The 24,206-nt window shown below is 59.7% G+C and carries 19 protein-coding genes and 4 pseudogenes; 6 read left to right on the top strand and 17 right to left on the bottom strand.

Annotation, left to right across the window (positions count from 1 at the left end):
- Nucleotides 1-121 precede the first annotated feature (121 nt).
- Nucleotides 122-677 (bottom strand): annotated as a pseudogene (locus HFC70_RS22110) (Tn3 family transposase); the annotation flags it as partial.
- Between the two features lie 41 nt (nt 678-718).
- A pseudogene (locus HFC70_RS22105) lies at nt 719-1,210 on the bottom strand (IS3 family transposase); the annotation flags it as partial.
- Nucleotides 1,211-1,354: 144 nt separating this feature from the next.
- Here HFC70_RS22105 and HFC70_RS26840 point away from each other — a divergent pair.
- Nucleotides 1,355-1,612, top strand: a complete 258-nt coding sequence (locus HFC70_RS26840) for a hypothetical protein (protein ID WP_210259383.1) — start codon at nt 1,355-1,357, stop codon at nt 1,610-1,612.
- A 431-nt stretch (nt 1,613-2,043) separates the two neighbouring features.
- Here HFC70_RS26840 and HFC70_RS22095 read toward each other — a convergent pair whose 3' ends face one another.
- The 4 genes from HFC70_RS22095 to HFC70_RS22080 form a co-directional block, all read right to left on the bottom strand.
- The gene (locus tag HFC70_RS22095) at nt 2,044-3,480 is read right to left on the bottom strand and encodes a glycosyltransferase family 39 protein (RefSeq protein WP_168475453.1); all 1,437 of its coding nucleotides are present in this window, start codon (nt 3,478-3,480) and stop codon (nt 2,044-2,046) included.
- Nucleotides 3,481-3,645: 165 nt separating this feature from the next.
- Nucleotides 3,646-5,241, bottom strand: a complete 1,596-nt coding sequence (locus HFC70_RS22090; RefSeq protein ID WP_168475452.1) for a glycosyltransferase family 39 protein — start codon at nt 5,239-5,241, stop codon at nt 3,646-3,648.
- Between the two features lie 151 nt (nt 5,242-5,392).
- Nucleotides 5,393-6,577 (bottom strand): glycosyltransferase family 2 protein, encoded by a 1,185-nt coding sequence (locus tag HFC70_RS22085; protein ID WP_368669780.1) that lies wholly within the window; start codon nt 6,575-6,577, stop codon nt 5,393-5,395.
- A 340-nt stretch (nt 6,578-6,917) separates the two neighbouring features.
- The gene (locus tag HFC70_RS22080) at nt 6,918-7,673 is read right to left on the bottom strand and encodes a phosphatase PAP2 family protein (RefSeq protein ID WP_168475451.1); all 756 of its coding nucleotides are present in this window, start codon (nt 7,671-7,673) and stop codon (nt 6,918-6,920) included.
- 96 nt (nt 7,674-7,769) lie between these two features.
- On the opposite strand from HFC70_RS22080, the gene HFC70_RS22075 reads away from it, so the two are divergent.
- The 4 genes and pseudogenes from HFC70_RS22075 to HFC70_RS22060 form a co-directional block, all read left to right on the top strand.
- Nucleotides 7,770-8,468, top strand: coding sequence for a response regulator (locus HFC70_RS22075; RefSeq protein ID WP_168475450.1), 699 nt, complete (start codon nt 7,770-7,772; stop codon nt 8,466-8,468).
- Nucleotides 8,469-8,484: 16 nt separating this feature from the next.
- Nucleotides 8,485-9,594 (top strand): HAMP domain-containing sensor histidine kinase, encoded by a 1,110-nt coding sequence (locus tag HFC70_RS22070; RefSeq protein WP_168475449.1) that lies wholly within the window; start codon nt 8,485-8,487, stop codon nt 9,592-9,594.
- A 315-nt stretch (nt 9,595-9,909) separates the two neighbouring features.
- Nucleotides 9,910-10,331 (top strand): annotated as a pseudogene (locus tag HFC70_RS22065) (Rrf2 family transcriptional regulator).
- 81 nt (nt 10,332-10,412) lie between these two features.
- A pseudogene (locus HFC70_RS22060) lies at nt 10,413-10,787 on the top strand (transposase); the annotation flags it as partial.
- Nucleotides 10,788-10,934: 147 nt separating this feature from the next.
- Here the strand turns inward: HFC70_RS22060 and HFC70_RS22055 are convergent.
- From HFC70_RS22055 to HFC70_RS22035, 5 genes are read right to left on the bottom strand one after another with little or no spacing between them, the layout of a single operon-like run.
- Entirely contained in the window at nt 10,935-12,443 is a 1,509-nt protein-coding gene (locus HFC70_RS22055) for a tripartite tricarboxylate transporter permease (protein WP_168475506.1), read from the bottom strand.
- Between the two features lie 28 nt (nt 12,444-12,471).
- The gene (locus HFC70_RS22050; protein ID WP_168475447.1) at nt 12,472-12,933 is read right to left on the bottom strand and encodes a tripartite tricarboxylate transporter TctB family protein; all 462 of its coding nucleotides are present in this window, start codon (nt 12,931-12,933) and stop codon (nt 12,472-12,474) included.
- Entirely contained in the window at nt 12,933-13,889 is a 957-nt protein-coding gene (locus HFC70_RS22045; protein ID WP_168475446.1) for a tripartite tricarboxylate transporter substrate binding protein, read from the bottom strand. Before HFC70_RS22045 ends, HFC70_RS22050 begins: the two co-directional genes overlap by 1 nt.
- Nucleotides 13,890-13,939: 50 nt before the next feature.
- The gene (locus HFC70_RS22040; protein WP_210259382.1) at nt 13,940-14,623 is read right to left on the bottom strand and encodes an RraA family protein; all 684 of its coding nucleotides are present in this window, start codon (nt 14,621-14,623) and stop codon (nt 13,940-13,942) included.
- A 2-nt stretch (nt 14,624-14,625) separates the two neighbouring features.
- Nucleotides 14,626-15,636: a hydroxyacid dehydrogenase gene (locus tag HFC70_RS22035; protein WP_168475444.1), complete on the bottom strand. Its 1,011-nt coding sequence runs from the start codon at nt 15,634-15,636 to the stop codon at nt 14,626-14,628.
- Between the two features lie 170 nt (nt 15,637-15,806).
- Here HFC70_RS22035 and HFC70_RS22030 point away from each other — a divergent pair, with 170 nt between their 5' ends.
- The gene (locus tag HFC70_RS22030) at nt 15,807-16,703 is read left to right on the top strand and encodes a LysR substrate-binding domain-containing protein (RefSeq protein ID WP_246735908.1); all 897 of its coding nucleotides are present in this window, start codon (nt 15,807-15,809) and stop codon (nt 16,701-16,703) included.
- 455 nt (nt 16,704-17,158) lie between these two features.
- Here HFC70_RS22030 and HFC70_RS22025 read toward each other — a convergent pair whose 3' ends face one another.
- Genes HFC70_RS22025 through HFC70_RS22000 form a run of 6 tightly spaced genes read right to left on the bottom strand, consistent with a single transcriptional unit; the run spans nt 17,159 to nt 23,983 of the window.
- On the bottom strand, nt 17,159-18,211 hold the full coding sequence (locus HFC70_RS22025) for an ABC transporter ATP-binding protein (RefSeq protein WP_168475443.1): 1,053 nt from the start codon (nt 18,209-18,211) through the stop codon (nt 17,159-17,161).
- A 16-nt stretch (nt 18,212-18,227) separates the two neighbouring features.
- Nucleotides 18,228-19,070, bottom strand: a complete 843-nt coding sequence (locus HFC70_RS22020) for a carbohydrate ABC transporter permease (protein ID WP_168475442.1) — start codon at nt 19,068-19,070, stop codon at nt 18,228-18,230.
- A complete protein-coding gene (locus tag HFC70_RS22015; RefSeq protein WP_168475441.1) occupies nt 19,060-19,995 on the bottom strand; it encodes a carbohydrate ABC transporter permease in 936 nt (311 codons plus the stop codon). Before HFC70_RS22015 ends, HFC70_RS22020 begins: the two co-directional genes overlap by 11 nt.
- A gap of 10 nt (nt 19,996-20,005) precedes the next feature.
- Nucleotides 20,006-21,268 carry a sugar ABC transporter substrate-binding protein gene (locus HFC70_RS22010; RefSeq protein ID WP_168475440.1) on the bottom strand — a complete coding sequence of 421 codons (1,263 nt, stop codon included), beginning with the start codon at nt 21,266-21,268 and terminating at the stop codon, nt 20,006-20,008.
- A gap of 49 nt (nt 21,269-21,317) precedes the next feature.
- The gene (locus tag HFC70_RS22005; RefSeq protein WP_168475504.1) at nt 21,318-22,919 is read right to left on the bottom strand and encodes an FAD-dependent oxidoreductase; all 1,602 of its coding nucleotides are present in this window, start codon (nt 22,917-22,919) and stop codon (nt 21,318-21,320) included.
- Between the two features lie 5 nt (nt 22,920-22,924).
- A complete protein-coding gene (locus HFC70_RS22000; RefSeq protein ID WP_168475439.1) occupies nt 22,925-23,983 on the bottom strand; it encodes a LacI family DNA-binding transcriptional regulator in 1,059 nt (352 codons plus the stop codon).
- Nucleotides 23,984-24,206 lie beyond the last annotated feature (223 nt).

Raw genomic sequence — 24,206 nt, 5'->3', positions numbered from 1 at the left:
GAGGTGGACGGCCTGCTCCCGCGGCGCGTGAAGTGCCATGATGCGGTTGTTAGGAGCCGCAATGAGGGGTCGGAACAAGAGCAGTGCAAAATCGTACGCTAAGGGTGAACGAAATGAGAACTTATGCGACCCGCCGCAGCCCAGCTGGAGGGCGGAGCGCTCGGAATCCGTTGGGCATCTGATGTTCCGCATCCCAGGTGTAGATGCCGGTAAGGTTGATATGTTCCCAACTCAGCGGCGAGATGTGCTTCAACAGAGTATCAGGAATGTCTCGTCCAGCTCGTTTCAGCTGTGTGACCGCGCGATCAAGATAGACCGTGTTCCAGTGCACGATTCGCACTGACCACGAGATTGAGCCCTGAGGCGCGGAACGCCTGGCTTTCGAACGACCGATCACGGATCTCGCCTCGCTCGTGGAAAAAGACAGCGCGCTTAAGCTTATGGGCGGCCTCGCCTTTGTTGAGACCGGCTTGGCATCTCCGCCGTAGTGTCGGGCTTGAGTACCATTCGATCATGAAGAGCGAACGCTCAATCCGACCGAGTTCGCGGAGCGCCCTCGCGAGATGGCTTTCCCTCGGAGACGCAGACAGCCTCTTCAGGATCGTAGACGGCACCACGGACCGCGTCGTGATCGACGCCGCGAGATGGAGCAGATCGTCCCAATGGTCGAGAATGAGAGTGAACCGCACCGGGTTTGCCGGAGGCCGTGTCGTTTAAGTTATGCGGCCATGGCTGGTTCGTCCAGCATGGCGTAATACCGGTCCTCGGCTTCGGCTGGCGGCATATTCCCGATAGGCTCCAGAAGCCGTCGATGATTGAACCAATCGACCCATTCCAAGGTGGCGAACTCCACGGCCTCGAAGCTGCGCCATGGTCCACGCCGATGAATGACTTCGGCTTTGTAGAGTCCGTTGATCGTTTCGGCGAGGGCGTTGTCGTAACTGTCGCCGACGCTTCCGACAGACGGCTCGATGCCAGCTTCTGCCAATCGCTCGGAATACCGAATGGACACGTATTGAACGCCGCGATCCGAGTGATGCACTAGGCCGCCTCCATGAGCGGGACGCCGATCATGAAGTGCCTGCTCCAGTGCGTCGAGGACGAAGCTTGCATGTGCTGTCCGGCTCGCCCGCCAGCCGACGATGCGACGAGCGAAAGCGTCGATGACAAAGGCCACGTAGACGAAACCCTGCCAGGTGGCGAGTGGAGTAAGAAGCGCAGATGCGCTTCTCCTCCCCGAACCGTACGTGCACCTTTCAGCGCATACGGCTCTCCGTTCAAGCTTGGCCCATGGCCATAGCAACGTCATGGTAGTGCGACGTGACAGTACTGCGGTCTTCAATCCGGAAGATGTATGGGTTTTCCTCCGGATTGCGCCACCGGAATTGCGCTTTGGGGCTTGAGACAAGCCGGTGTAGCGCTTTTCCGACAGGGTCTCGGAACGCTGATCTATTTCGTCCTGCGAGAAATGCTCTCCGGTTTCGGGGCGGGTTATATGATCGTCCTTGGCTCGGTCGCCATCGTCGTCATGATGTTTTCGAAGAAGGGCCTGTGGCACCTTCTCGAAACCCGCCTCGGCTGGGTCCTCTTTCCGACCATCCGCCATCCCTAAGCTGAAGCTCGGCGTAACGGAAAAATTGAGACTGGCCTCCTGAGCCAGTCTCGCCGTCCTGTTCTTCCGTGCTCTAGCTGATTGATGCCACCAGTACGTCGCGGAAGGCTTTTGGCTCTGTACCGGAAAGCCGCTTCACATCGGTGCACTCGATGAATGCCGACGAAGCAAACCGGCCCTCAAGACGATTGGTGCGCTTCAATGCCTCGCACCTGCCTGCGAACCCGCGACCGATCTGTACGACAAGTTCCGGACCTCGATTTGAGAGTTGCGCCGAGCCCCATGCCCCCGTTAACGACACTGCGCATCGGAGCACGATCCAAGAGCCCACCAGAGGACGAACAAAAGAACAGACGACTTAAGGATTTCAGCGCGTTCACAAAGCGTAGCGAAGGGGCTGAACCGGCTGGGAATGCACCCTCGCTATTGCGTTAGTTCCCGCACCAATCGGGCGATTTGACTTGAGATACGGAGGTTAGACGATAGGTCATCAGTATAACACCGTCTTGAGTTCGAACGGCGGCATGGGTGGTATGGACCGCTTCAAAGAGGCTTTCGGCTAGGTCAGAGGCGTGTTCCGATCGTCTTGCTCGCTCGATGAGAAGGCCGGGGGCTGTGCACAATACCGCTGGAAACGTCCCACGAAAGCCATAGCGCTGCAGGTCCCTGACCGACCACACTGGGATTTGTGGAAACCGAAGCGCGAGCGATCCGGTGCGAGCATAGTCCGTGGTGGCGATCCATGTTGCGCCGCTCTCTTCCAACCGCTTGGTGATGGCATCTTCGGTCGCCGACCATCCTCGGGTCTGGTTTGGTGGATTGTCCGCGGTACCGATTGGGGTGAACGGATTAAAAACGACAGCAAATGAACCGAAACTTATCAAGAATGCAGTTGCAATCGTGATCCCTATCCAAAGCCGCAGCGACTGAACCTGAGCGAGTCCAAAGGCCGCTATTATGGCAACCGGCGCCTGCAGCGGCACGACCCAATTGGCCTGAACTTGCGCATGCATCGCGTGATACGAGAAATAGAGGAGGAGCGGAACGGAGCTCCATACCAGCAGCGCGCTGTGCCTTGGGGGCGTCTTTATAGCTCTGAAGGCGAACCAGGTGACCAATGGGCTTGGTGCCAGGAGAAGCAGCGCCGCATATTCCCCCACATATCGGGTCGAGAAGCTGGAGGCGATGAGGCGCGCGCCTTGGCGTTGCAAGCCGAGCCAATCGTTTTGCAGGTTCCAAAGAAGATAGGGAAGAAGTGGCAGAACTGCCACTGCCATTGCCACATAGGGCAGACGTGTGAGCAGGTAAGCACGGCCCTTTGCGGTAACAAACAGATAGGCGAGCAATCCGATCGCCAGGAAAGCATTTGTAAACTTCGACAGGCCACCGAAGCCAACAAGAAGACCCGTGCCGACCCACAATAGCATTGCATATCGACTGTCTGCAGACAGGTTGACCGCTCGGCAGGCCGCCCAAAGTGCGGCTACCCAGAACAAGGTAGAGGGCGTGTCTGGGGTGGCGAAGCTGCCTATTGCAAAGACTATCAGGTTGAGGTTGTAGAGCGTTGTGGCCAGCACCGGCAGCACCGATCTGCCGCCTAACATTCGCGCGATGTCGCCCACGAGGTATCCCGCTGCGCCGAAACAGATCACCGGAACCAGTCGGATACCGAAGGCGGTTTCACCGAAGAGATTGGTACCCGAGCGGATCATGTAGGCGATCATTGGCGGATGATCATAATAGCCAAGCGCCAGATCTCGCGCCCACAGCGCATAGTAGGCTTCATCATCGAAGAGGGGTACCGAGGCGGCTATGCCCAGGTGAACAGCCAGAAAGGCAACAGAAACGAAGAATACGGAACGCCGCATCGTGGAGCAAACTTTCTTGAGGAGCACCGGTTGCCAAGGCGAACGACGATGGAATATCGAGTGTCTGCTGCCCGCAAGCACTCCGCCCTTCCCTCACATCCGTAGACGGTTCACGTCCACTCATCGGGAGTTTGGATGGGCAAGCGCGCTTCCCGATCTTCGCCTCTAACGTCGGGGGTAAGGCAGCGGATAGAAAGATATGAGGTTTCGACCAATCGCGACTTGTGCGTCGAATAAGGTTTCACCCCCAATCTCGACCGCAACGGGAGCTTGGCGATCGATCCGAGTGAAAAGTGGACGGACTGTCCGGAGGCCGCGATCAAAGACATCGGGGCGGCCGATGATCAAAACATCACGGCCAGTCCAGGCTGCGTGGTCCGCCAGAAACGCGAAACCGCGGGGGTCTCCGCCAAACACGCGTACGCTTGCGCGCGCCCCAAGCGCCTCGGCGAGACGCGAAGCGTCCACCCAATTGAAGGCAACCACCAACGGGCGCTCAGGTGGAGTTGTAACAGTTGTCGAGCTGGGGAGCAGACCGCGCTCGATCAGGTTGTCGGCGAGGCCTCGCCAAGTCACCGATTCCTCCAAGAATGCGTTTAGACCCAGTCGGGCGGTTTCGGCTTGAGACGGAGGCGTATATCGGATCACTAATACGGCCAGGATTCCCACCGCAAGGACTGCTCCCGCTGCGAACGCAAAACTTCTGGCAGCGCGAGCGGCACTGTGACGCCAAGCCTCGAGAGTGGCAATGGAGTGGCCGAGTATCGGAAGCAAGAAGAGCCATCCCGGCATCTGCCAATGCGGCAGCGCATCACCGCCCCAGAGCGGAACTGCAGTGAACAAGAGAATGGTCGGCAGGCCGAGCGCTGCCAGGAACCCGGCCGGTCCACAACGGATAGCGCTTGCGCGAAGCACCAAGCTGCTTGCCGCAAGCGCACCGACCAGCGTCCATGGCCCAAGATAGGCCGCTTGCCCGAAGACGGAGCGAGCGAACCCGGACCAGTCCGGACCGTCCGAACCGACGCCGCGCGATGACTGGAAAACAAATGCAACCCAATCATGCTGTACGTTCCAGATAAACACCGGCGATGCCACCATTCCAGCGATCAGAACCGCGAGCCACGGTGCTGGCCTCGTAAGGTGACGGCGGTGTGGTGTCCCGATGATGAACAGCGCCGCGCCCATGGCAAAAATCGCGGCGTGATATTTGGAAAGACCGGCGAGCCCGAGCGTCAGTCCCGCAGCAAGCCAAAGGCAGCGTTCTCTCTCCGGCGCATCTCGGGAAAACAGGATCCGCTCCATCAGCCAAGCCGTCAGAGAAAGGAACAGAAGCAGTGGGCCGTCCGGCACCACCCAGGATCCCGCGGAGACCGAGAAGAATGGTGCCAGCGTCAGTGCTAGGACCATCCACAGTCCGGCTCTTGGTCCCCACAGGCGACTGGTGAGACTGAACATCACCACACTGGTCATCGTAAATGCGATCACAAAAGGGAGCCGCAGCACCAGCACCGGCACGTCTTGGCCGAAGAACGGCCTGGCGATTTCCCGCATCGCCTTTACCCACCAGAAAGCCATTGGCGGATGGTCGAACCAGGAGAGCTGCCATTGCGTGCCAACCGCAATCGCATACGCCTCGTCGACTCCGGGATCGATGACCGACGCCAGTAAAATCCGAAAAAGCGTTCCGGCTATTATGACCAATGCGGCAGCGCGGAACGTCTTCGTGCTGTGATCTGAAACTTGTGACTTAAAGGCGAACAATTGTTTCTCGTGTGGCAAGTGGGTGCTGGTGGACGCGCCGGTCTTGGTCGACTGCGCGGTCTGAAATCAGCAGCGTGATTGACGAAGCAAAAGAAAAGTCGGGTCGTTCTTAGGGTGGGCTGGTGTGACACGGAGCGCTCCCATGCGGCCGCTAACGCGCACGCCATGTGAACATTGAGGTCGCAACGTAATTGAACACGGCTCCCAAACCCGCACCTGCGAGCCCCGCCAGCCACCACGTGGAAGCCTGGTCGTGGATGAGTTGCCCGGCACCCACGTTGGCGATGACACCAATGCTGCACACGAGCCAAAACGACGCCAGGCCGGATACGAGCCGCCAGCCCTTGAGCCTGCGGTCGCGATAAGTCAGTATATTGTTGAGGAAGAAGTTGCCGGTCATCGCCACATATGCAGCCGTCATCTGTGCTAGCGAAAACGTCCAGCCAAACATGAGCGCTGTCTTCAGCGCTACCAGATGAACGACAACACCTGATCCACCAATAAGTGCAAACATCACGAAGCGGAGCGAGAGCAAGTCTCCCGTAGATTTGGCCAGCAGCAAGCTGAGATATTCCGCAGTCACCAGATTGTCGAGCTTCGAGACCCCGTGCTGCCGCGCGCGGAAAAGCAACGGTATTTCGCTTGTCCGCAGTGGCTTTGGCGTCGATGCAAGAATGTCCATCAGGATCTTGAAGCCTTGGCTTGAAAGACGTGGCGCAAGATCTTCAAACGCTGCACGACGTATGGCAAAAAAGCCGCTCATGGGGTCGGTGACTTCGATGTGGAGGAGCCTTTGGGCGAGACGTGTCGCTATGCGGCTCCCGCCCAAACGTGTGCGCGAGAACCCGTCAGCGGCCCCGCCGGCCTTCAGGTACCGGCTCGCTATCACGAGATCATCGCCTTCCCGGATACGGCGAAGCATCTCCGGCAGCAGCGAGGCGTCATGCTGCATATCGCCATCCATGATAGCCACAACCGAGGCCGAAGACGCTAGCATGCCCTCAATCGAGGCACCAGCAAGACCGCGCCTCCCGATCCGGCGAAGGCAGCGCACGCGCCCGTCGTGTTGGGCGATGTCCCGCACCGCATCAGCGGTACCATCGGGACTATCGTCATCCACAAATATGACCTCCCAATCGACTTCGTGTAATGATCTGGCGAGTTCTCCGACAACCAATTCTACATTGGGTGCTTCGTTGAATGTTGGTACGATGACGGAAAGCTCAGGGGGGATGCATGGAGCATCACATGCTCGATGGTCCGGCGGCTCCAATAGACGTACAGTTTGCATCATTTCCGAAATACTTCTTTCAAAATTAATCAGCGATGTCCGCACGCCTCGGTACCGCGCTTGGCGTTCTCTCGATCGAGAAGCAGGGTAAGGACCGATTTTGAGCGGGCGGCTCTTGGTCGGATGACGGTCATGGCGCGTTCCTGATTTCGGCATCCGCCCATTTTCTGAGGGCTTGGGCCATGGTCGGCCTCTACCCGTGAGGAGTTCGGAAGCGTGGCGATCACTGCCGGGAATTTGGTGCCTAGCATCAGCGCCCGCTGCCTCTTGGACATGGCTAGCATCAGAACATCTGGGGCTGCGCTCTTGCCGATCAGGTGGTGGATGGGCAGCCGGCACGAAGGGACCAATCCGCGCTTTGCCTTGGTACCGGCCAGCCGTAACCCTAGACCGGGCGGTTTCGACTGCCGAACAAAGCATCGATCTGCGGCGCACTTCGTGAGAACAACCGCCACAGTAGCACCGCCAAAACGAACATCAGGCTCCAAGAGATAACCACATCTGACAAGAAGTGGGCGCCGAACACGACTCTGTTGAATGAGAATCCTGCAGCGACAATGCCAACTGCGCAAAGAAAAAGTGCAGTATATTTGGGCCTGATAAATACAACCAGTGTGAGGAGCGCGAAGGCGCTTGCCGCTTCTCCCGAGATGAAGGAGCAATTCCTTACGCACTGGTCGGTAAGCTCCCACGGAGGCGTAAAGACTGCGCTACCGCCAAAATCTTCAAGTGCTTTTGGTCGCGCTCTGCCAACCAGGATCTTGATCAGATGGACGCCAAGTCCCGGACCGGTTGCAAAAAACGTGAGTAAGAAAAGCAGCTTGTGCGGTGCAGGCGGATATCTCAGGTATTTGAGGAATGGATTTGGGATTAACAGCGGAAGCGCAACTCCAATGACCACCCAAGGCAAAAGCCTGTTGGCGTCACGAAATGCGATCAGAAAGCTGTTGTCAATTGCCACGAAGCCAGCCGCTGGCTCCCAAAAAAAACGGCTTACCATAAGGTCGAGTTCTGGCATCGCTGCAAAGATCAGAGAGGCGAAACCTAGAAGGCCAAGCGCCTGCGGAAGCAAATCGCGCTCTTTGTCGTTGCCGATTTTGGCAATTGCTTTTTGACTAGGGTTGAGGTCAGTTATGCTCATTAGGTGGCTCCTCGTTGAGGGCCACTTTCTCCCGCCCGATTGTCAAGATTTGACGGAGAGCTGCGGGAGGGGACGTCAAAATCAGAAGGCAATGTTATGATTTCATCTCTCGTGCTGGTGGTCGAGGACGACGATGATATAGCGTCCCTCTTGGAAAGATATTTAGCGAGGGCTGGCTACAGGACGACCAAAGCATCAACAGGCCTTTCAGCTCTCACGCAAGTACAACGACTACAGCCGGACCTGATCGTGCTTGACATCGGCCTGCCAGACATCGATGGGTTCGATCTTCTGACAAAGGTTCGAGCCAACTCCGCCGTGCCGGTGATATTCTTGTCAGCGATGGATGACAGCACGGACAAATTGCTCGGTCTGAAGCTCGGCGCTGACGACTACGTCACGAAACCATTCAACCCACAGGAAGTCGTGGCGCGGGTCGGCGCCGTATTGAAACGAACCAGGGGCGTCGCCGCGACCGAGGTGATCCGACACGACGAGATCGAAGTCCAGCTGGATTCGCACATCGCGGTTGCTTCAACGGAAAAAGGACGGGTTGAACTGCCGCTAACGGCAACCGAATTCCGCCTTTTGGTGTGTCTGTTAAGATCGCCCTACAAAACCTTCGAGAGAGCGTCTTTACTGGACGCATGTTTACCCGAGAGCGACGCGCTTGACAGGACCATCGACACACATATCGCTAATCTGCGGCGCAAGCTCACAGAGCGTGGCCAGGAAGGGTATATAACCACCGTTCGCGGTATCGGGTATCGTTTTGCGAGGTCGACCGGTGCCTAGGCCAACCCTCTCCACAATGACAGCAGCATTGACCTCTGTCATTCAGGTTGTAACGATAGCAGTGCTTTATGTCACAGTTGATTGGTATATCGATCACGCTGAAGTATCGGCCCTAGACAGGCTCCCCAGAGATGCGCAATCGGCGTGGATGAGCCTCAACGCTGGCGAGATCCCCGACCCGAATGCGCTTGCGGCCCTCGCGCCCCTGTTTCCTGAATTGGACGAAGCAACCGAGGCCTCGCCTGTCGAGGGTGTTCTGTATTTCGGCTTCGCACTGATTGTTTTAACGTGTGCGATCGGGGTGATTTTGGCGCATAGGATCGTAGCGCCACTGACCCGCCTGACTGCGGCGGCGGAAAAGATCCGGCAGGGCGACTTTCAAGTGACTGTAGAGCCCGGGGCAACCAGAGAGGTGGAAGCGCTCGCCATCACGATCAACAGCATGGCGAGCGAGCTGTACGCATTGGAAACACGCTTGAAATTCAACACTCGTGCGGTGGCCCATGAACTGCGAACACCACTCACTGTGTTGCAGGGTAATCTCCAGGGAATGTCCGACGGTGTCATTCCCACCAACGAAAGACAATTGCGAGCCCTGCTAGTGCAAGCACAGGGCATGTCCCGCCTGGTAGATCAACTGAACACGCTTTCGTTGGCAGGCACGTCCGATTTTGTTAGAGCAACCACGACAACAGACTTGGCATCGCATGTCTTAGGAACGGTGACCTTGTTTCAGGCTTCCACAGGCGACGCCGTTCAATTCCGAACATCCCTCCAGCCGGCACCGGCAAAGATCGATCCCGACCGTTTTCGCCAGGCCCTGCTGGTTCTACTTGAAAACGCACGTAAGTATGCGGGTGATTGCGGTCCAATCGATGTTCAAACGGGCTTAAATGAAGTTGGGCAGCCATTCCTATCGGTTCGAGATCAAGGGCCAGGACTACCGGACTATGTCGAGCATTCATCGTTCGACATGTTCTGGAGAAGCGAGAGGCTGAACGGTCGTGGTCAAAGTGGCTCGGGCCTTGGCCTTTCGGTGGTTAAGGCAATTGCGGAAGGGCACAATGCGCGGCTCGAAGTCGGAAACAATCCTGACGGAGGCGCCTACGCCAAGATTACCTTTTAGGTGACGGAACCAGAATGGCTCAGAGCTGCCGGATGAAGTCGACCAGCAATTTCGACACCTGACTTGGCCGTTCTTGCTGAAGCCAATGACCGGCTTCCGGTAGAACATGCACCCCATAAAGGTGAGGTGTTGCCTCGTTCATTGGAGCCTCTCTGAGTGACCAGCATACTATGAGGAAGGAAGGGGTTCGGTCGCACTAGCCGCAAGGGACAGGCAACGGACCCGCTGAAATTCTTCCATATCGTAACGAAAACTGTTACACAAAGAGGCAAAAGTCAAATTAGCGTAACCATAATTGTTGCGGAAAGGATTGCTATGAAGGCGAATGGGCGGCTTCCGAGAATGCTTCATGTCTTGGTCACATGGGCCTGTTAGGGGGCAAAGAGACGTCCGAGCGCATCGCGCAGATGTTGAACACAAATCCGGTCGTCGTTCGTCGCACCCTTGGAGAGCTTCGTGCACAGGGAATCGTTGCTTCAGAAGGCGGGCGGGGCGGAGGTTGGAAGCTGGTCAGGCCGCTGGAGCAGATAACTGTCTTAGAGATCCATCAAGCTCTAAGCGGGGATTCCATACTCCGAGCCCCAACCTCTCGTGATCATCCTGGATGTCCGGTGGAACGGGCATCCAATTTCGTTCTTGAGGAAGCGTTTGCGGTCGCGGAGAGCCAGGTGCAATCAGAATACGGCTCGGTAACGCTTGCGCAGATTGCAGAAATGGCGGCGGCGTCAAAGCAGTAGCCCCTTCATTTCGCCCGGCGGCCAGGATGCGCGTGGTCAACCACTTTTTCAATCTGTCAATCGGCGCGGAATGTTGACCCCTTATCCGGCATGACCGCGCCCATGGTCCTCGACGGAGCGATGAACGGAGTCGCGTTCCAGGCCTATGTCGAACAGGTTCTCATTCCAACCTTGGCACCGGGCGACATCGTCATCATGGACAACCTACCCGCACACAAGGCGGAGGGAGTGCGTCACGCAATCGAAGGTGCGGAATGCCGGTTGCTCTACCTTCCTCCCTACAGCCCGGACTTCAACCCCATCGAGAAGGCGTTCGCCAAGCTGAAGGCTCTATTGCGCGCCAAAGCTGAGCGAACAGTGGAGGGTTTATGGAATACGGTCGGCCAGATCGTCACACTGTTCGAACCGCAAGAATGCGAAAACTACTTCAAATCATGCGGATATGACCCCGAATAAAGCGGACGTGCTCTAGATGCGGCAAGAAAGGCGAGTGTGCCGAATATATTGTTCATCTTCATATGGGTCTCCTCCTCCAAAGGTTAGTATGGGCAACGAGCATATTACTGCTGGATAGCATCTCCACCTCACGGCAGATGCGCGGGCCTAGACCTCCTCTTCCTTGAACGCCTCTTCGCGGGTTGTCCGGAATGACGGCAGCATCATCAGCGCCAGAAGCACCACCGTCGCGACCAGCATGGTCAGGCTGATGGGCCGTTCGACAAAGATCGACGGGTCACCCTGAGTTATCAGCAGGGTCCGGCGCAGGTTGGCCTCCAGCAGCGGTCCCAGAACGAAGCCGAGCAGCAAAGGCCCTGGCTCGCATCTCGCCTTGCGAAAGATGTAGCCCAGAAGTCCGAAACCGGCCGCCAGCACCACGTCAAAGACCCGGTTGTTCATGCTGTAGACGCCGATGCAGCAGAACAGCAGGATCGCAGGATAAAGCAGTCGATATGGCACCGTCAGCAGCTTCACCCAGATCCCGATCAGCGGCAGGTTGATGACGACCAGCAGCAGGTTGCCGATCCACATCGAGGCGACAAGCCCCCAGAAGATCTCGGGCTGCGTATTCAGGATTGTCGGTCCGGGGGTGATGCCATGGATCATGAAGGCGCTCAGCATCATCGCCATCATGTTGTTGGACGGAATACCGAGGGTTAGAAGCGGAATGAACGAGGATTGCGCCGCGGCGTTGTTTGCCGCTTCCGGTGCGGCGACCCCTTCCACCACGCCAGTTCCGAACCTCTCCGGGTGACGCGAAAGCTTCTTCTCCATCGAGTAGGCGCTGAACGAGGCGAGCGTCGCTCCGCCACCCGGCAGCAGGCCCAGCAAGGTGCCGAGCCCGGTTCCGCGCAATACCGCACCCCAGGAGTTGCGGAAGTCCTCGCGTGTTGGCCAGAGCCGGGTCAAAGGCGCCAGCTTCACACCTTCGGCCCCTGTCCGCTCCAGGTTGCCGATGATTTCCGCGAAGCCGAACAGGCCGATCGCGATCACGATGAAATCAATGCCGTCGAACAGCTCGATGGCGCCAAAGGTAAGCCGGTCGTCGCCAGTCGCCCGGTCAGTGCCGACCATGCCCAGCAAAAGCCCGATCAGGATCATGCCGATCGCTTTGAGAACTGGGCCGCTGGCAAGGATGGTTGCCGCCAGAAGGCCGAAGACCATTAGCGACACATACTCTGCCGGGCCAAACTTCAGGGCGAAATTCGACAGCGTCGGTCCGGCGATGGCGATGGCAAGTGTCGCCATTGTTCCTGCAAAAAATGAACCCAACGCTGCAACTGCCAATGCGGCGCCGGCGCGGCCTTGCTGGGCCATCTTGTAGCCGTCGAGGGTTGTGACGACGGCAGAGGCTTCTCCGGGCAGGTTCACAAGGATTGCCGTGGTCGAACCGCCGTATTGCGCGCCGTAGTAGATACCCGCCAACATGATGATGCCGGCAAGGGGCGGCAGGAAGAAAGTGATCGGCAACAGCACCGCAATGGTGGCCGTCGGCCCAATTCCGGGCAGTACGCCGATCAGCGTACCCAGCAGTGCTCCCAAAAGGCAGAAGCCCAGGTTCGTAGGAGTCATGGCTTCGGAAAAGCCAAGCATCAGCAAATCAACAAAAGTCATTGGTCCCTCCCCGGGATCTTGACGGGCATCAGAACGCCCAGAGTGGCACCTGCACGCCCAGGCCGTAGACGAAGACCACTGCACCGAATGCGGCAAGGCCGAATGCCAGCGCCAGTGTCTGCCACCATTTGCCACCCGGATCTGCCAGCGATCCCACAACAACCAACCACAAGGCGGCAAGTACAAAGCCCAGATGGGTTACGGCCAGGCCGAAGCCTATGATGGCGACGAGGATGATCAGCAATGGCCGGGCCTTCACCGATTCCAGCAAGATCGCGGGCCGGCGGAGGGCGGGCAAGCCAACGGCCAGCCCCACGAAGATTAGCAGCACACAAACCACCCGAGGAAGAAACCCGGGGCCCATCTGTGCAAGCGTTCCTGCCTCCAACTCGCGGGACATGGCCAGCCCGAGCATGCCGAGCCCCAGGAAGATCAGCGCCGTCAGCAGGTCGGGCCGGTCACCGCGTAACGGCATGCTCGGGCGGGGCATCACTTTCCAGCCTCGACCAGCTTGAAGATCTCTTCGAAGCGCGCCAGCCGGGCCGGCATTTCAGCCGCCCAGTCGGCGCCGGACAGATAGGACAGCGGCAGGTCCTGTTGCTCGGCGGCCTTAAGGAACTCCGGGTTGACCAAGGCCTTTTCGACCGACGCGGACAGCTTCGCCCGGATCTCCTCGGGCACGTCACAGCGCGCTGCAAGTCCACGTTCCGAGGACATGATCACATCAAAGCCCTGTTCCGTCGCTGTCGGAAGATCCGGCGCAAGCGTGGAGCGTTTCTCCGCGAACTGCCCCAGAACATGGAACGATGCGGGATCGCTCGACATCGCTTCACCCACGTTCAGGCCGATGACCTGCACATGTCCACCCAGCAGAGCGGTCTTGGCCTCATTGGCTCCCTCGAACGGCACGGCGGTGAGGTCGATGCCTGTCGCCTTTTCCAGCTGAAGAAGTGCCATGTGTTCATCGGTGCCGACACCCGTCGTCGCGACCGAGATTGCACCGGGCGCCTCCTTGGCCTTGGCGACAAGGTCTTCAAGCGTCTTGATCTCCGACTTCGCCTGCACGACGAACGTACCCGGATCCTCAACAATACGGGCAATGGGGCACAGGGTGGCGGGATCGTATTTCAGCTTGCGTTGCAACTGCATGGTCAGGAAGCCCGGCGTGTTGAGCGACGAGACGGTGTAGCCGTCCGCGTCCGCCTGCGATAACCCGCTATAGGCAATCTCCCCCGAGGCGCCGGGCTTGTTCATTACTGCGATGGTGGCGCCGAGGTCGGCCTCCAGGAATGGGGCAAGCACGCGCAGCATGATGTCGGTGCCGCCGCCGGGGGCGAAGGCGACGATCATCTCTATCGGGCGGTCGGCGGGCCAGTCAGCCAGGGCGGCCCCGGTTGTGATTGCCGACACAGCTGCGGCCAGCACAACGGATCTTACAAGTGTCATTGGTTTCTCCTCCTCTACTGCCCGGCACCATGCCGTGGCGGCTCCTCCGTTCAAACCCCCTCCGGGATCTCGCAACCCAGTCGGCGCAAGGTCGCGTCAACCCAAGACCGGTCGTTGGTACCCGCCTCAATGGCAGTCATCTGTGCCATCTCTGCCGACTGCTTCGCCTGCGTTTTCTTCAGGATTTCTTCCGCGCCGGCCAACGGAACGGAAAGTACCCCGTCCGCGTCACCGATCACGATATCTCCGGGCTCGATCACCATCCCTCCAAGGCTGATGGCCACATTGATCTCTCCGGGGCCATCCTTGTAGGGGCCGCGATGGGTGACGCCGGCTGCAAAAATTGGAAGATTCACCTTCCTGATCGCATCCAGATCGCGGATCGCGCCGTTCAGGACAAAGCCGGCAACCCGGCGCTTGACGGCATAAGCCAGCATCAGCTCGCCCATCAGCGAATTGGTAAGATCACCGCCCGCATCACAGACGATAACATCCCCCGGCTGAGCCATGTCGATGGCCTTGTGCAGCATCAGGTTGTCTCCTGGGCGGCAGCGCACAGTCAGTGCAACGCCGGCCATTCCGCCGAAGGCATGCATCGGGCGAAGCGACGGGCCGGCAGCCGTGACCCTGTGCATCGCATCAGAGACATTGGCGACCGGCAGCTTCGCGAATGCCTCCACCAGCTCGATGGGCGCGATTGCCGCTCGCTTGCAGATCCGAAATCCGATGGCCATGCTCATTCTCCTGCTTTGGGAATTTGCGCGCCGGCATTTGCCAGTAGAGCGCGATTGGCGATCCGCTCGGAAGCGACGGCTTCGCCCCCAAGCACTTGAAGGAGACCGCGGACGGCTTCGACTCCGACGCGAGCGCCAGCTTCGCGTGTGACCCCGCCGATATGCGGTGTCATCACGATATTGGGCTCTGCGAAAAACGGGTGACCCGGCGCGGGTGGTTCGACCGCGAAGGTGTCGAGCCCCGCCCCCGCCAGATGACCCGACCGGATCGCCGCGACGAGCGCGGCCTCATCGATGAGCCCGCCCCGCGCAGTATTGATCACATAGCTTCCAGCCGGCATCCGCCCGATCGCATCTGCATTCAGGATTCCGCGGGTCTGATCCGTCAGCGGGCAATGCAGGCTGAGAATATCGGACTGTTCGAGCAGCGCATCAAAGCTGTCGCATCGGGACGCGCCCAGCTGCTCGAACGCGGTCTGGGAGGCGTAGGGGTCGTAGCCGCAAAGTTGGAGGCCCAAGCCCTTTCCCATTCGGCCCGTCGCCTGTGCGATGGCGCCCATTCCCATCAACGCCATACGGGCACCCGCCAATTCACGGCCAAGAAAGCCGGGTTTTTCCCAGCGGCCACCGCGCAGCCCTGCATCGAGCGGCAGCACGCGCTTCACTGTTGCAAGCAGCAAGGTGATGGCATGTTCCGCGACCGAGACCGCATTGGCTCCTGTCGCCACCAAAACAGGAATACCGCGCGCTGCGGCTGCCGCAAGATCGATGTTGTCGACCCCCACGCCATGCTTCGAGATGACCCGCAGGTGCGGTGCCGCATCCATCACGGTGCCGTCGATCCGGCCCATGCGCGAGATGATGCCTTGCGCACCGGTTCGCGCCAGCAGCTCGGCGATGACGGCACTCTCTGCGTAAGGGGGCGTGTGGACGGTCTCGAAGCCGTGCGCCGCCACCAGCTTTTCGGCGCTCGGATCAAGATCCGGCCCAGTAACAACAATCACGTTGCGCATGCATCATCTCCGACCCGACCGCACGCGATGGGCAGTATTCGCTTTTCTAGGGACTTGCTTGATCTACGACGGCCTCCCAGCGATCGCAGATACTCCTCACTTCTTGGGATAATCGAAAGTAGCTCTTCACAAAAGCGAATAAATCTGGTTGTTTGATTAAGGATAACTGGATGAAAATGGATACGCGTCAACTCAAGACCCTGATTGCGATCGGAACGCATGGCACCTTCGCCAAGGCGGCAGAAGTCGTGCATCTGACTGCATCCGCCGTCAGCCAGCAGGTTCAGGCATTGGAACTGGAACTGGGAGTTGCCCTTTTCGATCGGTCGTCACGGCCTCCAAAGCTGACGCCACAGGGCCTTCAAACCATTGAAATGGCGCATGACATCCTTCGCCTGGAAGCCGACACTAAGGCGAGCTTGAGGGGGGACCGGATCGCTGGAACTCTGATGCTGGGAACCGTCAGAACCAGTGGCCTTGGGCTGCTACCGCGTACCATCTCACAGATGCGGATGGAGTATCCCGCGCTCAAGGTCAACCTGCGGGTCGGGCTTTCAAGTCAGCTGATCGCCGATGTGGCGGCAGGCCGGCTCGACGCCGCCGTGGTCGCAGAGCACACGGGCTTTCCGGCTGCGCTTCGGTGGAGTCCGTTCCTGAAAGAGCCCCTGCTGATCATCGCGCCGAAAGTCATGCAGGTGAAAGACCCGGTAGAGATGCTTGCCACCCTGCCGTTCGTTCGCTTCCGCAGTTCGGTGCCTCTGGCGAATCTGATTGACACCGAGATCTCCCGGATGGGCGTGGTCACCAACGACGTGGCCGAGATAGACACCATCGGCTCGATCGTGACATGCGTGCGCCACGGGCTTGGGATTTCGGTGGTGCCACATGTCGCGCTAGAAGAGCCAGAGGGTCAGGACCTAAGACGGTTTCCGTTCGGCGAACCGCAGGTGACGCGCCAGATCGGCATCGTCGAGCGCACGCTCTCTCCCCGCGGCGAGATCATCGCGCGGCTCCATGAAGTCCTTGCCGAACTTAGCGGATCCCACGGCGTCTCAAGGGTCGGGTAAGGGTATTCGACGATTAGCCATCCGCCGACAGTACGGTTCGAGGTTGGATGGCCCTTGCTGACAATCGACAGTCGGCGATTTACAATCGTGCCATACCATGGCCACTGAACCATGGCGTCAATCTGGCGGGACGTCGTCGCCTTTAAGGGATTCGAACCATCGACACCTTCAGGAGAACCGGAAAAGTGCAGCGGATCGGCATAACTCAGAGACCCGCGTGCCTGCCTCGTGTTCCGTCATCATGCCGATAATCTGTTGGACCGTGAAACGGTTGCGCTTAATTCTCTGGTCCTCTCAATGGGCCAGAGCTTACTTCAAAATGGATTAGTTCTGCGGGGCAAGGTCAAAAGGCGCGGCTCTGCCTTGAAGTGCGACTTCTGCCCGTGATTCATCCTTGTTCGCGCACGTGAACTCAGACTGTTGTGCTTCGACCGGGTATCGTGATGTCCGTTGGACTATTCGAGGCGCTGACCGCCATCCGCATCGAACAGATGGACGGCCGCAGCGTCGGGCATCACCTTGATAACGGCACCGGGTGACAGGGCCACGCGCTCGCGAAACACGCCGATGACCTGTGTGTCGCCAAGCCGCATCGTGACCTGCGTTTCGGCGCCCATCGGCTCGACCAGCAGAACTTCGGCCGGCACGCCTTGAGGATCCAGCAGGAGGTGTTCGGGCCGGATGCCGAAGATCGCCGGACGACCGACACGGCTTTGCGCAGAGGCCGGCAAAGGCACAGTCAGGCCGCCTGTGGCAAAGCCATCCGGGGTGATCGATCCTTCGAGGAAATTCATCGACGGCGAACCGATGAAGCCGGCGACGAAGCGGTTGGCGGGGCGATCATAGAGATCGAGCGGCGCGCCGATCTGCTCCACCCTTCCGCCGTTTAGGACGACGATGCGGTCGGCCATGGTCATTGCCTCGACCTGGTCGTGGGTGACGTAGACGGTGGTGGTCTTCAGCTTCTGGTGCAGCGACTTGATCTCGCCGCGCATGACGACGCGCAGCTTGGCGTCGAGGTTGGACAGCGGCTCGTCGAACAGAAAGACCTGCGGATTGCGGACGATCGCCCGGCCCATCGCCACACGCTGGCGCTGTCCGCCGGACAACTGGCGCGGATAACGGTCGAGCAGGGCTTCGAGGCCAAGAATGCCGGCCGCCCAGTTCACCCGCTCCTCGATCTCTGCCTTGCTCCCGCCGCGATGCTCGAGCGAAAAGCCCATGTTGGTTGCCACCGTCATGTGCGGATAGAGCGCGTAGCTCTGGAACACCATGGCGATGTCGCGATCCTTCGGATCGAGATCGTTGACGATGCGGCCGCCGATATCGAGCGTGCCGCTGGTGATGGTCTCAAGTCCGGCGATCATCCGCAGCAGAGTGGACTTGCCGCAGCCGGACGGACCGACCAGCACGACGAACTCGCCGTCGTTGATGCCAAGATCGACACCATGGATGACGTTGACTGAGCCATAGCTCTTGCGGATATTGGAAAGGGTGACCTGAGCCATGATGGGATCCCGTTGTTCAGCCCTTCAGGCCGGTATGCGCCAGTCCTTCGACGAACTGTTTCTGAGCGATGATGAAGACGATGAGGACGGGCAGCGCCGTCAGCGTCGCGGCGGCGAGCTGGATGTTCCACATCGGCCCACCATAGGCATCGGTGTACTGCGTCAGCGCCTGCGGCAGGGTGAACTTTTCCGCAGTCGACAGGAACACGATCGGTTCGAGGAACAGGTTCCACGAGTGCAGAAAGGTGAAGATCGCCACCGAGGCCAGCGCCGGCTTTGCCAACGGCAGGGCGATCTTTCGGAAGATCTTGAAGCGGTCGAGACCATCGACGCGGGCTGCCTCCTCCAGTTCGGCCGGCAGCGTAACGAAGAACTGCCGCATGACGAAGGTGGCGAACACGCTCGGTGCGCCGAAGATCGGCACCAGGATCAGCGGCCAGTGGGTGTTGACCATGCCGGCCTTCAAAAACATCTGGAACAGCGGCACGATCGTCACCTCCGAAGGGATCAGGAGGCCGAGCAGAACGATCATGAAGATCGTGTCGGCATAGGGAAATCTGATCCGCGCGAAGGCGTAGCCGGCCATCGACGACACGACCATCGTACCGATCGTGACGACAGCGGCGATATAGGCCGAATTCCAGTACTGCTGCACGAAGGGCTGCAACTCGAAGACCTTCGAATAGGTCGTCCAGTCGTAGTTCTTCGGGATCAGTTGAGGCGGAAAGGCAAAGATGTCGCTGATCGGCTTGATCGACGATGTCACCATCCACCAGGTCGGAAAGACGAACGGGATGAGCAGCACGCACATCAGGCCGTAGAGCGCCACCCGAAGGCGCGGCGAAAGGTCAGTTTTCATAGAACACGATCCTCTTGCGCATCTGCCACTGGGCAAAGGTCAGGACGGCGACGATGACGAAAAGCAGGATGGAGAGCGTCGAGTCGTAGCCGAAATAGTGGAACTGGAAGGCCTGCTGGTAGAGGTAATAGACGAGCACCGTGGTCGAGAGGCCGGGGCCGCCTTGGGTGAGCACCGCGATCTGCGCGAACACCTGCAGCGAACCGACGATGGTGATGATCGAGGTCAAGAGAATGGTCGGGCTGATCAGCGGCAGCGTGATCCGGCGGAACTGCTTGAACGCCGGCGCACCATCGATGCGGGCCGCTTCGTACAACTCCTTCGGCACGCCCTGCAGCGCGGCGAGAAACAGGATCATGTTGAGCCCGACATTCTTGAACACCTGCACGACGATGACCGAGATCATCGCGGTTACGTCCTCGCGCAGCCAGTTTGGGCCTTCGATGCCGACCATCAGCAGCATGCCGTTGATGCCGCCGTTCTTCTGCAGCAGAAAACCCCAGACGATCGTCCAGGCGACCAGCGAGACCACGACCGGCGAGAAGAACAGCGTGCGGAAGACAGCGATGCCGGCGAGCTTCTGGTTGAGCAGCACGGCGAGCAGCAGCGCCAGCGACATGTTGAGCACGACGAGGCCGACCGAGAAGATGGCCGTGGCGCCAAGCACCTCGAGAAGGTTGGTGTCTTCAAGCACCATCCGGTAGTTCTGGCTGCCGGTGAAGGTGAACGTGTTGGCCAGCACGTTCCACTCATGCAGCGAATACCAGAACACCAGGCCGAGCGGCACCAGCACGAAGGTGATGATGCCGATCAGTTGCGGCGCGATGAACAGGAAGCCGGCGAGGCTGTCGCGCCGCGCAATCGTCCAGAACGGCAGCGGTGCGCCGGTCTTCGACGTTTCGTGATGATGATGCGCGACAGCCATGACGATCTCCTCAGCGCTTCAGCAGCGGGCCGATCTGGCCGCAGATCTTCTGCAGCGAGCCGGGCACGTCCGCTTCCGGGCGCCAGACGGCGTCCAGGTTCGAGCGCACCATCTGCTGGATCTGGGCAAAGCCGCTATGACCGGGCATGACCTTGCCGGTGGCAATGCCGTTGATCACGACCTTTTCGATCTGCTCCTGGCTGAGCAGCGGATTGGTCTTCTTCAGCACCTCGGCATTCAGCAGCGACTTGCGCGCCGACGGAAAGAACTGGCTGAGTTTCGCCGAGTTTTCCGGGTTGGTCATGTAGGCGACGAACTCCGCCGCCGTCTTGGCGTTCTTGCCCGACTGCATGACGCCGATTCCGGCCTGGCCGATCAGCGCATATTCCCCGGCCGGCCCCTTCGGCAGCGGCACGAGATCCCAGGAGAACGGCTTGTCCTTGGGCAGCAGCGAGGCGCGGCTGATCTGCGTGATGGTCATCGCCGCATTGCCGGCGAAGAAGTCGACGGTCTCGCCAGGGCCCGGCATCGCCTTCTTCGTGAAGATGGCGTCGTGGATGAAGGACAGGGCGTCCGCCATCGGCTTGTCGGCCATGCTGCAGGTCTTGCCGTCCTCGCTCCAGGGCGACGCACCCCAGCCGTTCCAGACCGACGTCAGGTACTGCCAGTTCTGGTAGTTGAAGTCGCGCACGACCAGCCCACCCTTGCCGGATTTGCCGACAGCCGATGCGGTGGCGATGGCGGTATCCCAGGTCCACTCACCGCTCGCGATCATCTCGGCCGGGGTCTTTGCACCGGCGGCCTTGATGACGTCGTTGTTGACGAACATCGCAAATGGCGAGGTCGAGAACGGATAGGCATAGAGCGCGCCATCCTGCGTCCAGCGCTCGGTCGCACCGGCGCTGACTTCCTCGAGATTATAGCCCTTGGCAGCCTTCAGCGTGTCGGACAGCGGATAGAGCGCTCCCGACTTGACGAAGTCGTAGGCCGAGGTCTCGAAGATCCAGGCCATGTCGGGAGCGTTGCCACCGGCAATCTGGGTGGTCAGCGCCGTCGTGTAGGTATCGAACGGCAGCGACTCGTAGGCCACCGTGACGTTCGGATGCTCTTTCTTGAAGCCGGCGGCGATGTCGTTGAACAGCTTCAGATGTGCCTCGTTGGCACTCCAGATGGTCATCCGCAGGTTCACGGCGTACTGAGCCTGGGCAATGCCGCCCAGTCCCAGAAGACCGAGCGCAAAGACAGTCGATTTCAACGTCAGATGATAGGGCATTCCCAGTCCTCCTCCAAAGATGGGTTCGAGCTACAGATGGTAGTGTGGCTTAATAGGCCGCGACCTCGGGCCAGCGGATCTCGATGCCCTCGCGGGTCAGTGCTGCCTGAAAGTCGTGAAGGTGCTTGTCGTCGGCCTGCACCTGATGCGGCGTCAGGCCCTTTTCGAGACTGAAGGCGGCCAGCATCCCGGCAACTTCGCCGATATTCCATTCGACCGGATGCAGGCGGTAGCAGCCGTTGGTGATATGGGTGGTGCCAATGTTCTTGCCGGCCGGGATCAGGTTCTTCATCCGTTGCGGCAGAAGTGCGCCGAGCGGGATCTCGAACGGGCAGGACGGTACGTCGACATAGTTGTCGCCACCAGTCGAGGGGTGCAGGTCGATCCGGTACATGCCGATGCCGATGCTGTCGCGGTAGCGGACCGCACCCTTTTCGCCGCGCACCGTAAAGGACAGATCCTGTTCGACGATGCGGGTGACCGGCATGATGCGCCGGCTTTCACGCACATAAGGCGCCATGGCAAGGCCGTGCTCGGTACCGGTGATATCGCCACGCAGGCGCAGGCCGCGATAACCCGCTCCGCCATCGAGGCGCGGTGCTTCCGTCTGCAGCCAGTAGAAAACCGAATAGGACAGGTCGGCAGCCGACTTCAGGTGCCGCGCCTTTTCCGCTTCGGAAACGTCGATGATCGTGCCGTCCATGTAGTCGATCATCGGCCAGTTCACGAGGCAGACGTCGGACGTGTAGAAGCCGGGCGCAAAATTCTTGCGGGCGGCGATGCGCCGGAAGATCCAGAGGTTCTCGTCACCGCCGCCCTTGCGCTGGTCGGCATCGACGAGAAGCGGATCGTCGTCGGGGTTTGGCGTAAAGGAGCGGGTCGTGTGCTCCAGCGTGCGCGGATGCGGGGCGGTCAGGCCCAGCATCGGGCCACCCCAAAAATGCGGCTGGTAGTGTTTCCAGTAGTCGTAGTTTTCCGGCTTGTCGATCGTCTGGTCGCCATCCACGTGGTCGATGGCAAAGCAGATCGACACGGCTTGGACGTTGTCCGGCTGCGCCTCTGCCGGGGCACTAGGCTCACCCGTGTCGGTCTGGGCCTCGAAGCCCTTGGCATATTCGGTGCCGGTCATCGGCAAAAGATCCCCAAGCTCGGTTGCATCGAGGATGTAATCGGCGAAAATCACGATCTCGGCGCCGCTGTCGCGGTGACGAACGGTGATCGAACGGACGGTATCGCCGTCGACGTCAGCCGCCACAGGCCGATAAGGTTGCAGCACCGTCAGGCGGTCAGCGCCGCGATAGGGTGCGAGCATGCTTTCCATCACGGCAAGGCTGACGCGCGGCTCGGCACAGATGCGGCTGACCCAGCCGCCGCCGGGATTGAGATCAGCCCAGGCGCGGGCGCCTTCGGTGAGCGGATAGTGGTCGCGGTAATACTGGCGCACGCCCTGGCGCAGCTTGCGATAGGATCGGGTGATGCCGAACTGCTCGACCCAGGTATGTTCGTCGGACGGTACGGCCTGGCTGGTGAGCTGACCGCCGATCCAGTCGTATTCTTCCGTCATGATGACGCGTTTGCCGGCCCGCGCAGCACCGAGTGCTGCCGCGACCCCGCCAAGACCGCCACCTACGACAAGAATATCTGCTCGCATCTCTTTCACGTCATACCATCCGTTGTTTCTGCTGGATCTGAAGGACAGGGTCCCAGTGTCTCTCCCGCGACGGGCTCGCAGGGAAGAAGGATCTGGCTGCCGGCGCCGCCGGTTTCGATGCGGGTCACCAGCATGGCGGTCGCCTGCCGCCCCATCTCCTCGCGCGGGATCTCATAGGACGTGAAGCGCACGGCGCTGCGTCCGGCGCGGATGTGGCTGCCGAGCACGATCATCGACAGATCGCGGGGCACCGAAATTCCACGATCGCGCGCCAGGATCTCCACCCGGACGGCGTCGGCCAACTCGATGAAGAAGGCAGCCGTCGCGCCTGCCGACAGGATCGTATCGAGAATCTCGTCGGCGGGGCGGTTGACGGTGGCGATATGCAACGCCTGTTCCGCACCGGTGGCCGATAGCGCCGCCTGGTATCCGAGCCAGCGGTCGGCAACGGATTCCGCCGGACCCTGCGGTCCGACATAGGCCAGTTTCGAATGGCCCAGCGAACAGGCCTTCTCGACCAGCGCGCGGGTGCCGGCTGCATAGTCGCCGCCGACGTAAGGAACGGGTCCGCCAGCGTCCTCACGTCGGCCGATCGCAACAAATGGGTAATCCTCGGCCACCAGCCGGGCGAGCTCTGCGCGATCGAATTCGCGCCCGAGCACAAGGCAACCGTCGGCAATGCGTAGCCGGTTGCCTTCTGAAAAGATCTTGCGGTTGTTGCCGACGCCGGCGCTGGTCAAAAGCAGCAGGTCGTAGTTCTGCTGCTGTGCCTCTTCCTCGATGCCGAGCAGGAAGGGCGTGAAGAAATCCGCTTGGGCACTGGGAAAAGCCGGCTCGTACGTGAAAACGCCCAAAATCCGGTTGAGACCCTTGGCCATGCGCCGCGCAATCGGATCAGCGACATAACCGGTTGTGCGGATGACCTTCTGCACACGCTCCCGGGTTTCCGCCGGAATTCGGGCGAGAGCCGTCGGCGCACCATTCAACACTAGCGAAACGGTGGCCTGGCTGACGCCGGCGATCTTCGCGATATCGTTCTGGGTCAGACGCTTGGTTGCTGCCACGTTCCCGTTTCCATAAGGCTCTAATCTGCTAATACGTATTAGCTGCTAATGCGCATTAGCAGTTTATGGACCTGTTCTGTCAAGAGAAAAATGAACGACGCGACCAAGTTCGGCACCGAGCAACCGCGGCTTGGAGTGAAAGGACGTTTGAAGTTCGATAGAGATGCGCTGGGAAAGCGCCTGCTTTGCATCGCGTCTGACGCTCCAGTCCCGGAAAGCAGCA

The sequence above is a fragment of the Agrobacterium sp. a22-2 genome (assembly GCF_012276985.1).
GTDB lineage: Bacteria > Pseudomonadota > Alphaproteobacteria > Rhizobiales > Rhizobiaceae > Allorhizobium.
Note: the sequence above shows the minus strand (reverse complement) of the source record. Positions and strands in the feature narration are given on the sequence as shown.

What these genes read in the sequence shown, in the direction of transcription:
- HFC70_RS22070 (WP_168475449.1), top strand. Translation starts at nt 8,485, where the DNA reads ATGACAGCAGCATTGACCTCTGTCATTCAGGTTGTAACGATAGCAGTG.
- HFC70_RS22045 (WP_168475446.1), bottom strand. Translation starts at nt 13,889, where the DNA reads ATGACACTTGTAAGATCCGTTGTGCTGGCCGCAGCTGTGTCGGCAATC.
- HFC70_RS22035 (WP_168475444.1), bottom strand. Translation starts at nt 15,636, where the DNA reads ATGCGCAACGTGATTGTTGTTACTGGGCCGGATCTTGATCCGAGCGCC.
- HFC70_RS22055 (WP_168475506.1), bottom strand. Translation starts at nt 12,443, where the DNA reads ATGACTTTTGTTGATTTGCTGATGCTTGGCTTTTCCGAAGCCATGACT.
- HFC70_RS22095 (WP_168475453.1), bottom strand. Translation starts at nt 3,480, where the DNA reads ATGCGGCGTTCCGTATTCTTCGTTTCTGTTGCCTTTCTGGCTGTTCAC.
- HFC70_RS22050 (WP_168475447.1), bottom strand. Translation starts at nt 12,933, where the DNA reads ATGCCCCGCCCGAGCATGCCGTTACGCGGTGACCGGCCCGACCTGCTG.
- HFC70_RS26840 (WP_210259383.1), top strand. Translation starts at nt 1,355, where the DNA reads ATGGGTTTTCCTCCGGATTGCGCCACCGGAATTGCGCTTTGGGGCTTG.
- HFC70_RS22075 (WP_168475450.1), top strand. Translation starts at nt 7,770, where the DNA reads ATGATTTCATCTCTCGTGCTGGTGGTCGAGGACGACGATGATATAGCG.
- HFC70_RS22010 (WP_168475440.1), bottom strand. Translation starts at nt 21,268, where the DNA reads ATGCCCTATCATCTGACGTTGAAATCGACTGTCTTTGCGCTCGGTCTT.
- HFC70_RS22080 (WP_168475451.1), bottom strand. Translation starts at nt 7,673, where the DNA reads ATGAGCATAACTGACCTCAACCCTAGTCAAAAAGCAATTGCCAAAATC.
- HFC70_RS22030 (WP_246735908.1), top strand. Translation starts at nt 15,807, where the DNA reads ATGAAAATGGATACGCGTCAACTCAAGACCCTGATTGCGATCGGAACG.
- HFC70_RS22020 (WP_168475442.1), bottom strand. Translation starts at nt 19,070, where the DNA reads ATGAAAACTGACCTTTCGCCGCGCCTTCGGGTGGCGCTCTACGGCCTG.
- HFC70_RS22025 (WP_168475443.1), bottom strand. Translation starts at nt 18,211, where the DNA reads ATGGCTCAGGTCACCCTTTCCAATATCCGCAAGAGCTATGGCTCAGTC.
- HFC70_RS22040 (WP_210259382.1), bottom strand. Translation starts at nt 14,623, where the DNA reads ATGGCCATCGGATTTCGGATCTGCAAGCGAGCGGCAATCGCGCCCATC.
- HFC70_RS22005 (WP_168475504.1), bottom strand. Translation starts at nt 22,919, where the DNA reads ATGCGAGCAGATATTCTTGTCGTAGGTGGCGGTCTTGGCGGGGTCGCG.
- HFC70_RS22015 (WP_168475441.1), bottom strand. Translation starts at nt 19,995, where the DNA reads ATGGCTGTCGCGCATCATCATCACGAAACGTCGAAGACCGGCGCACCG.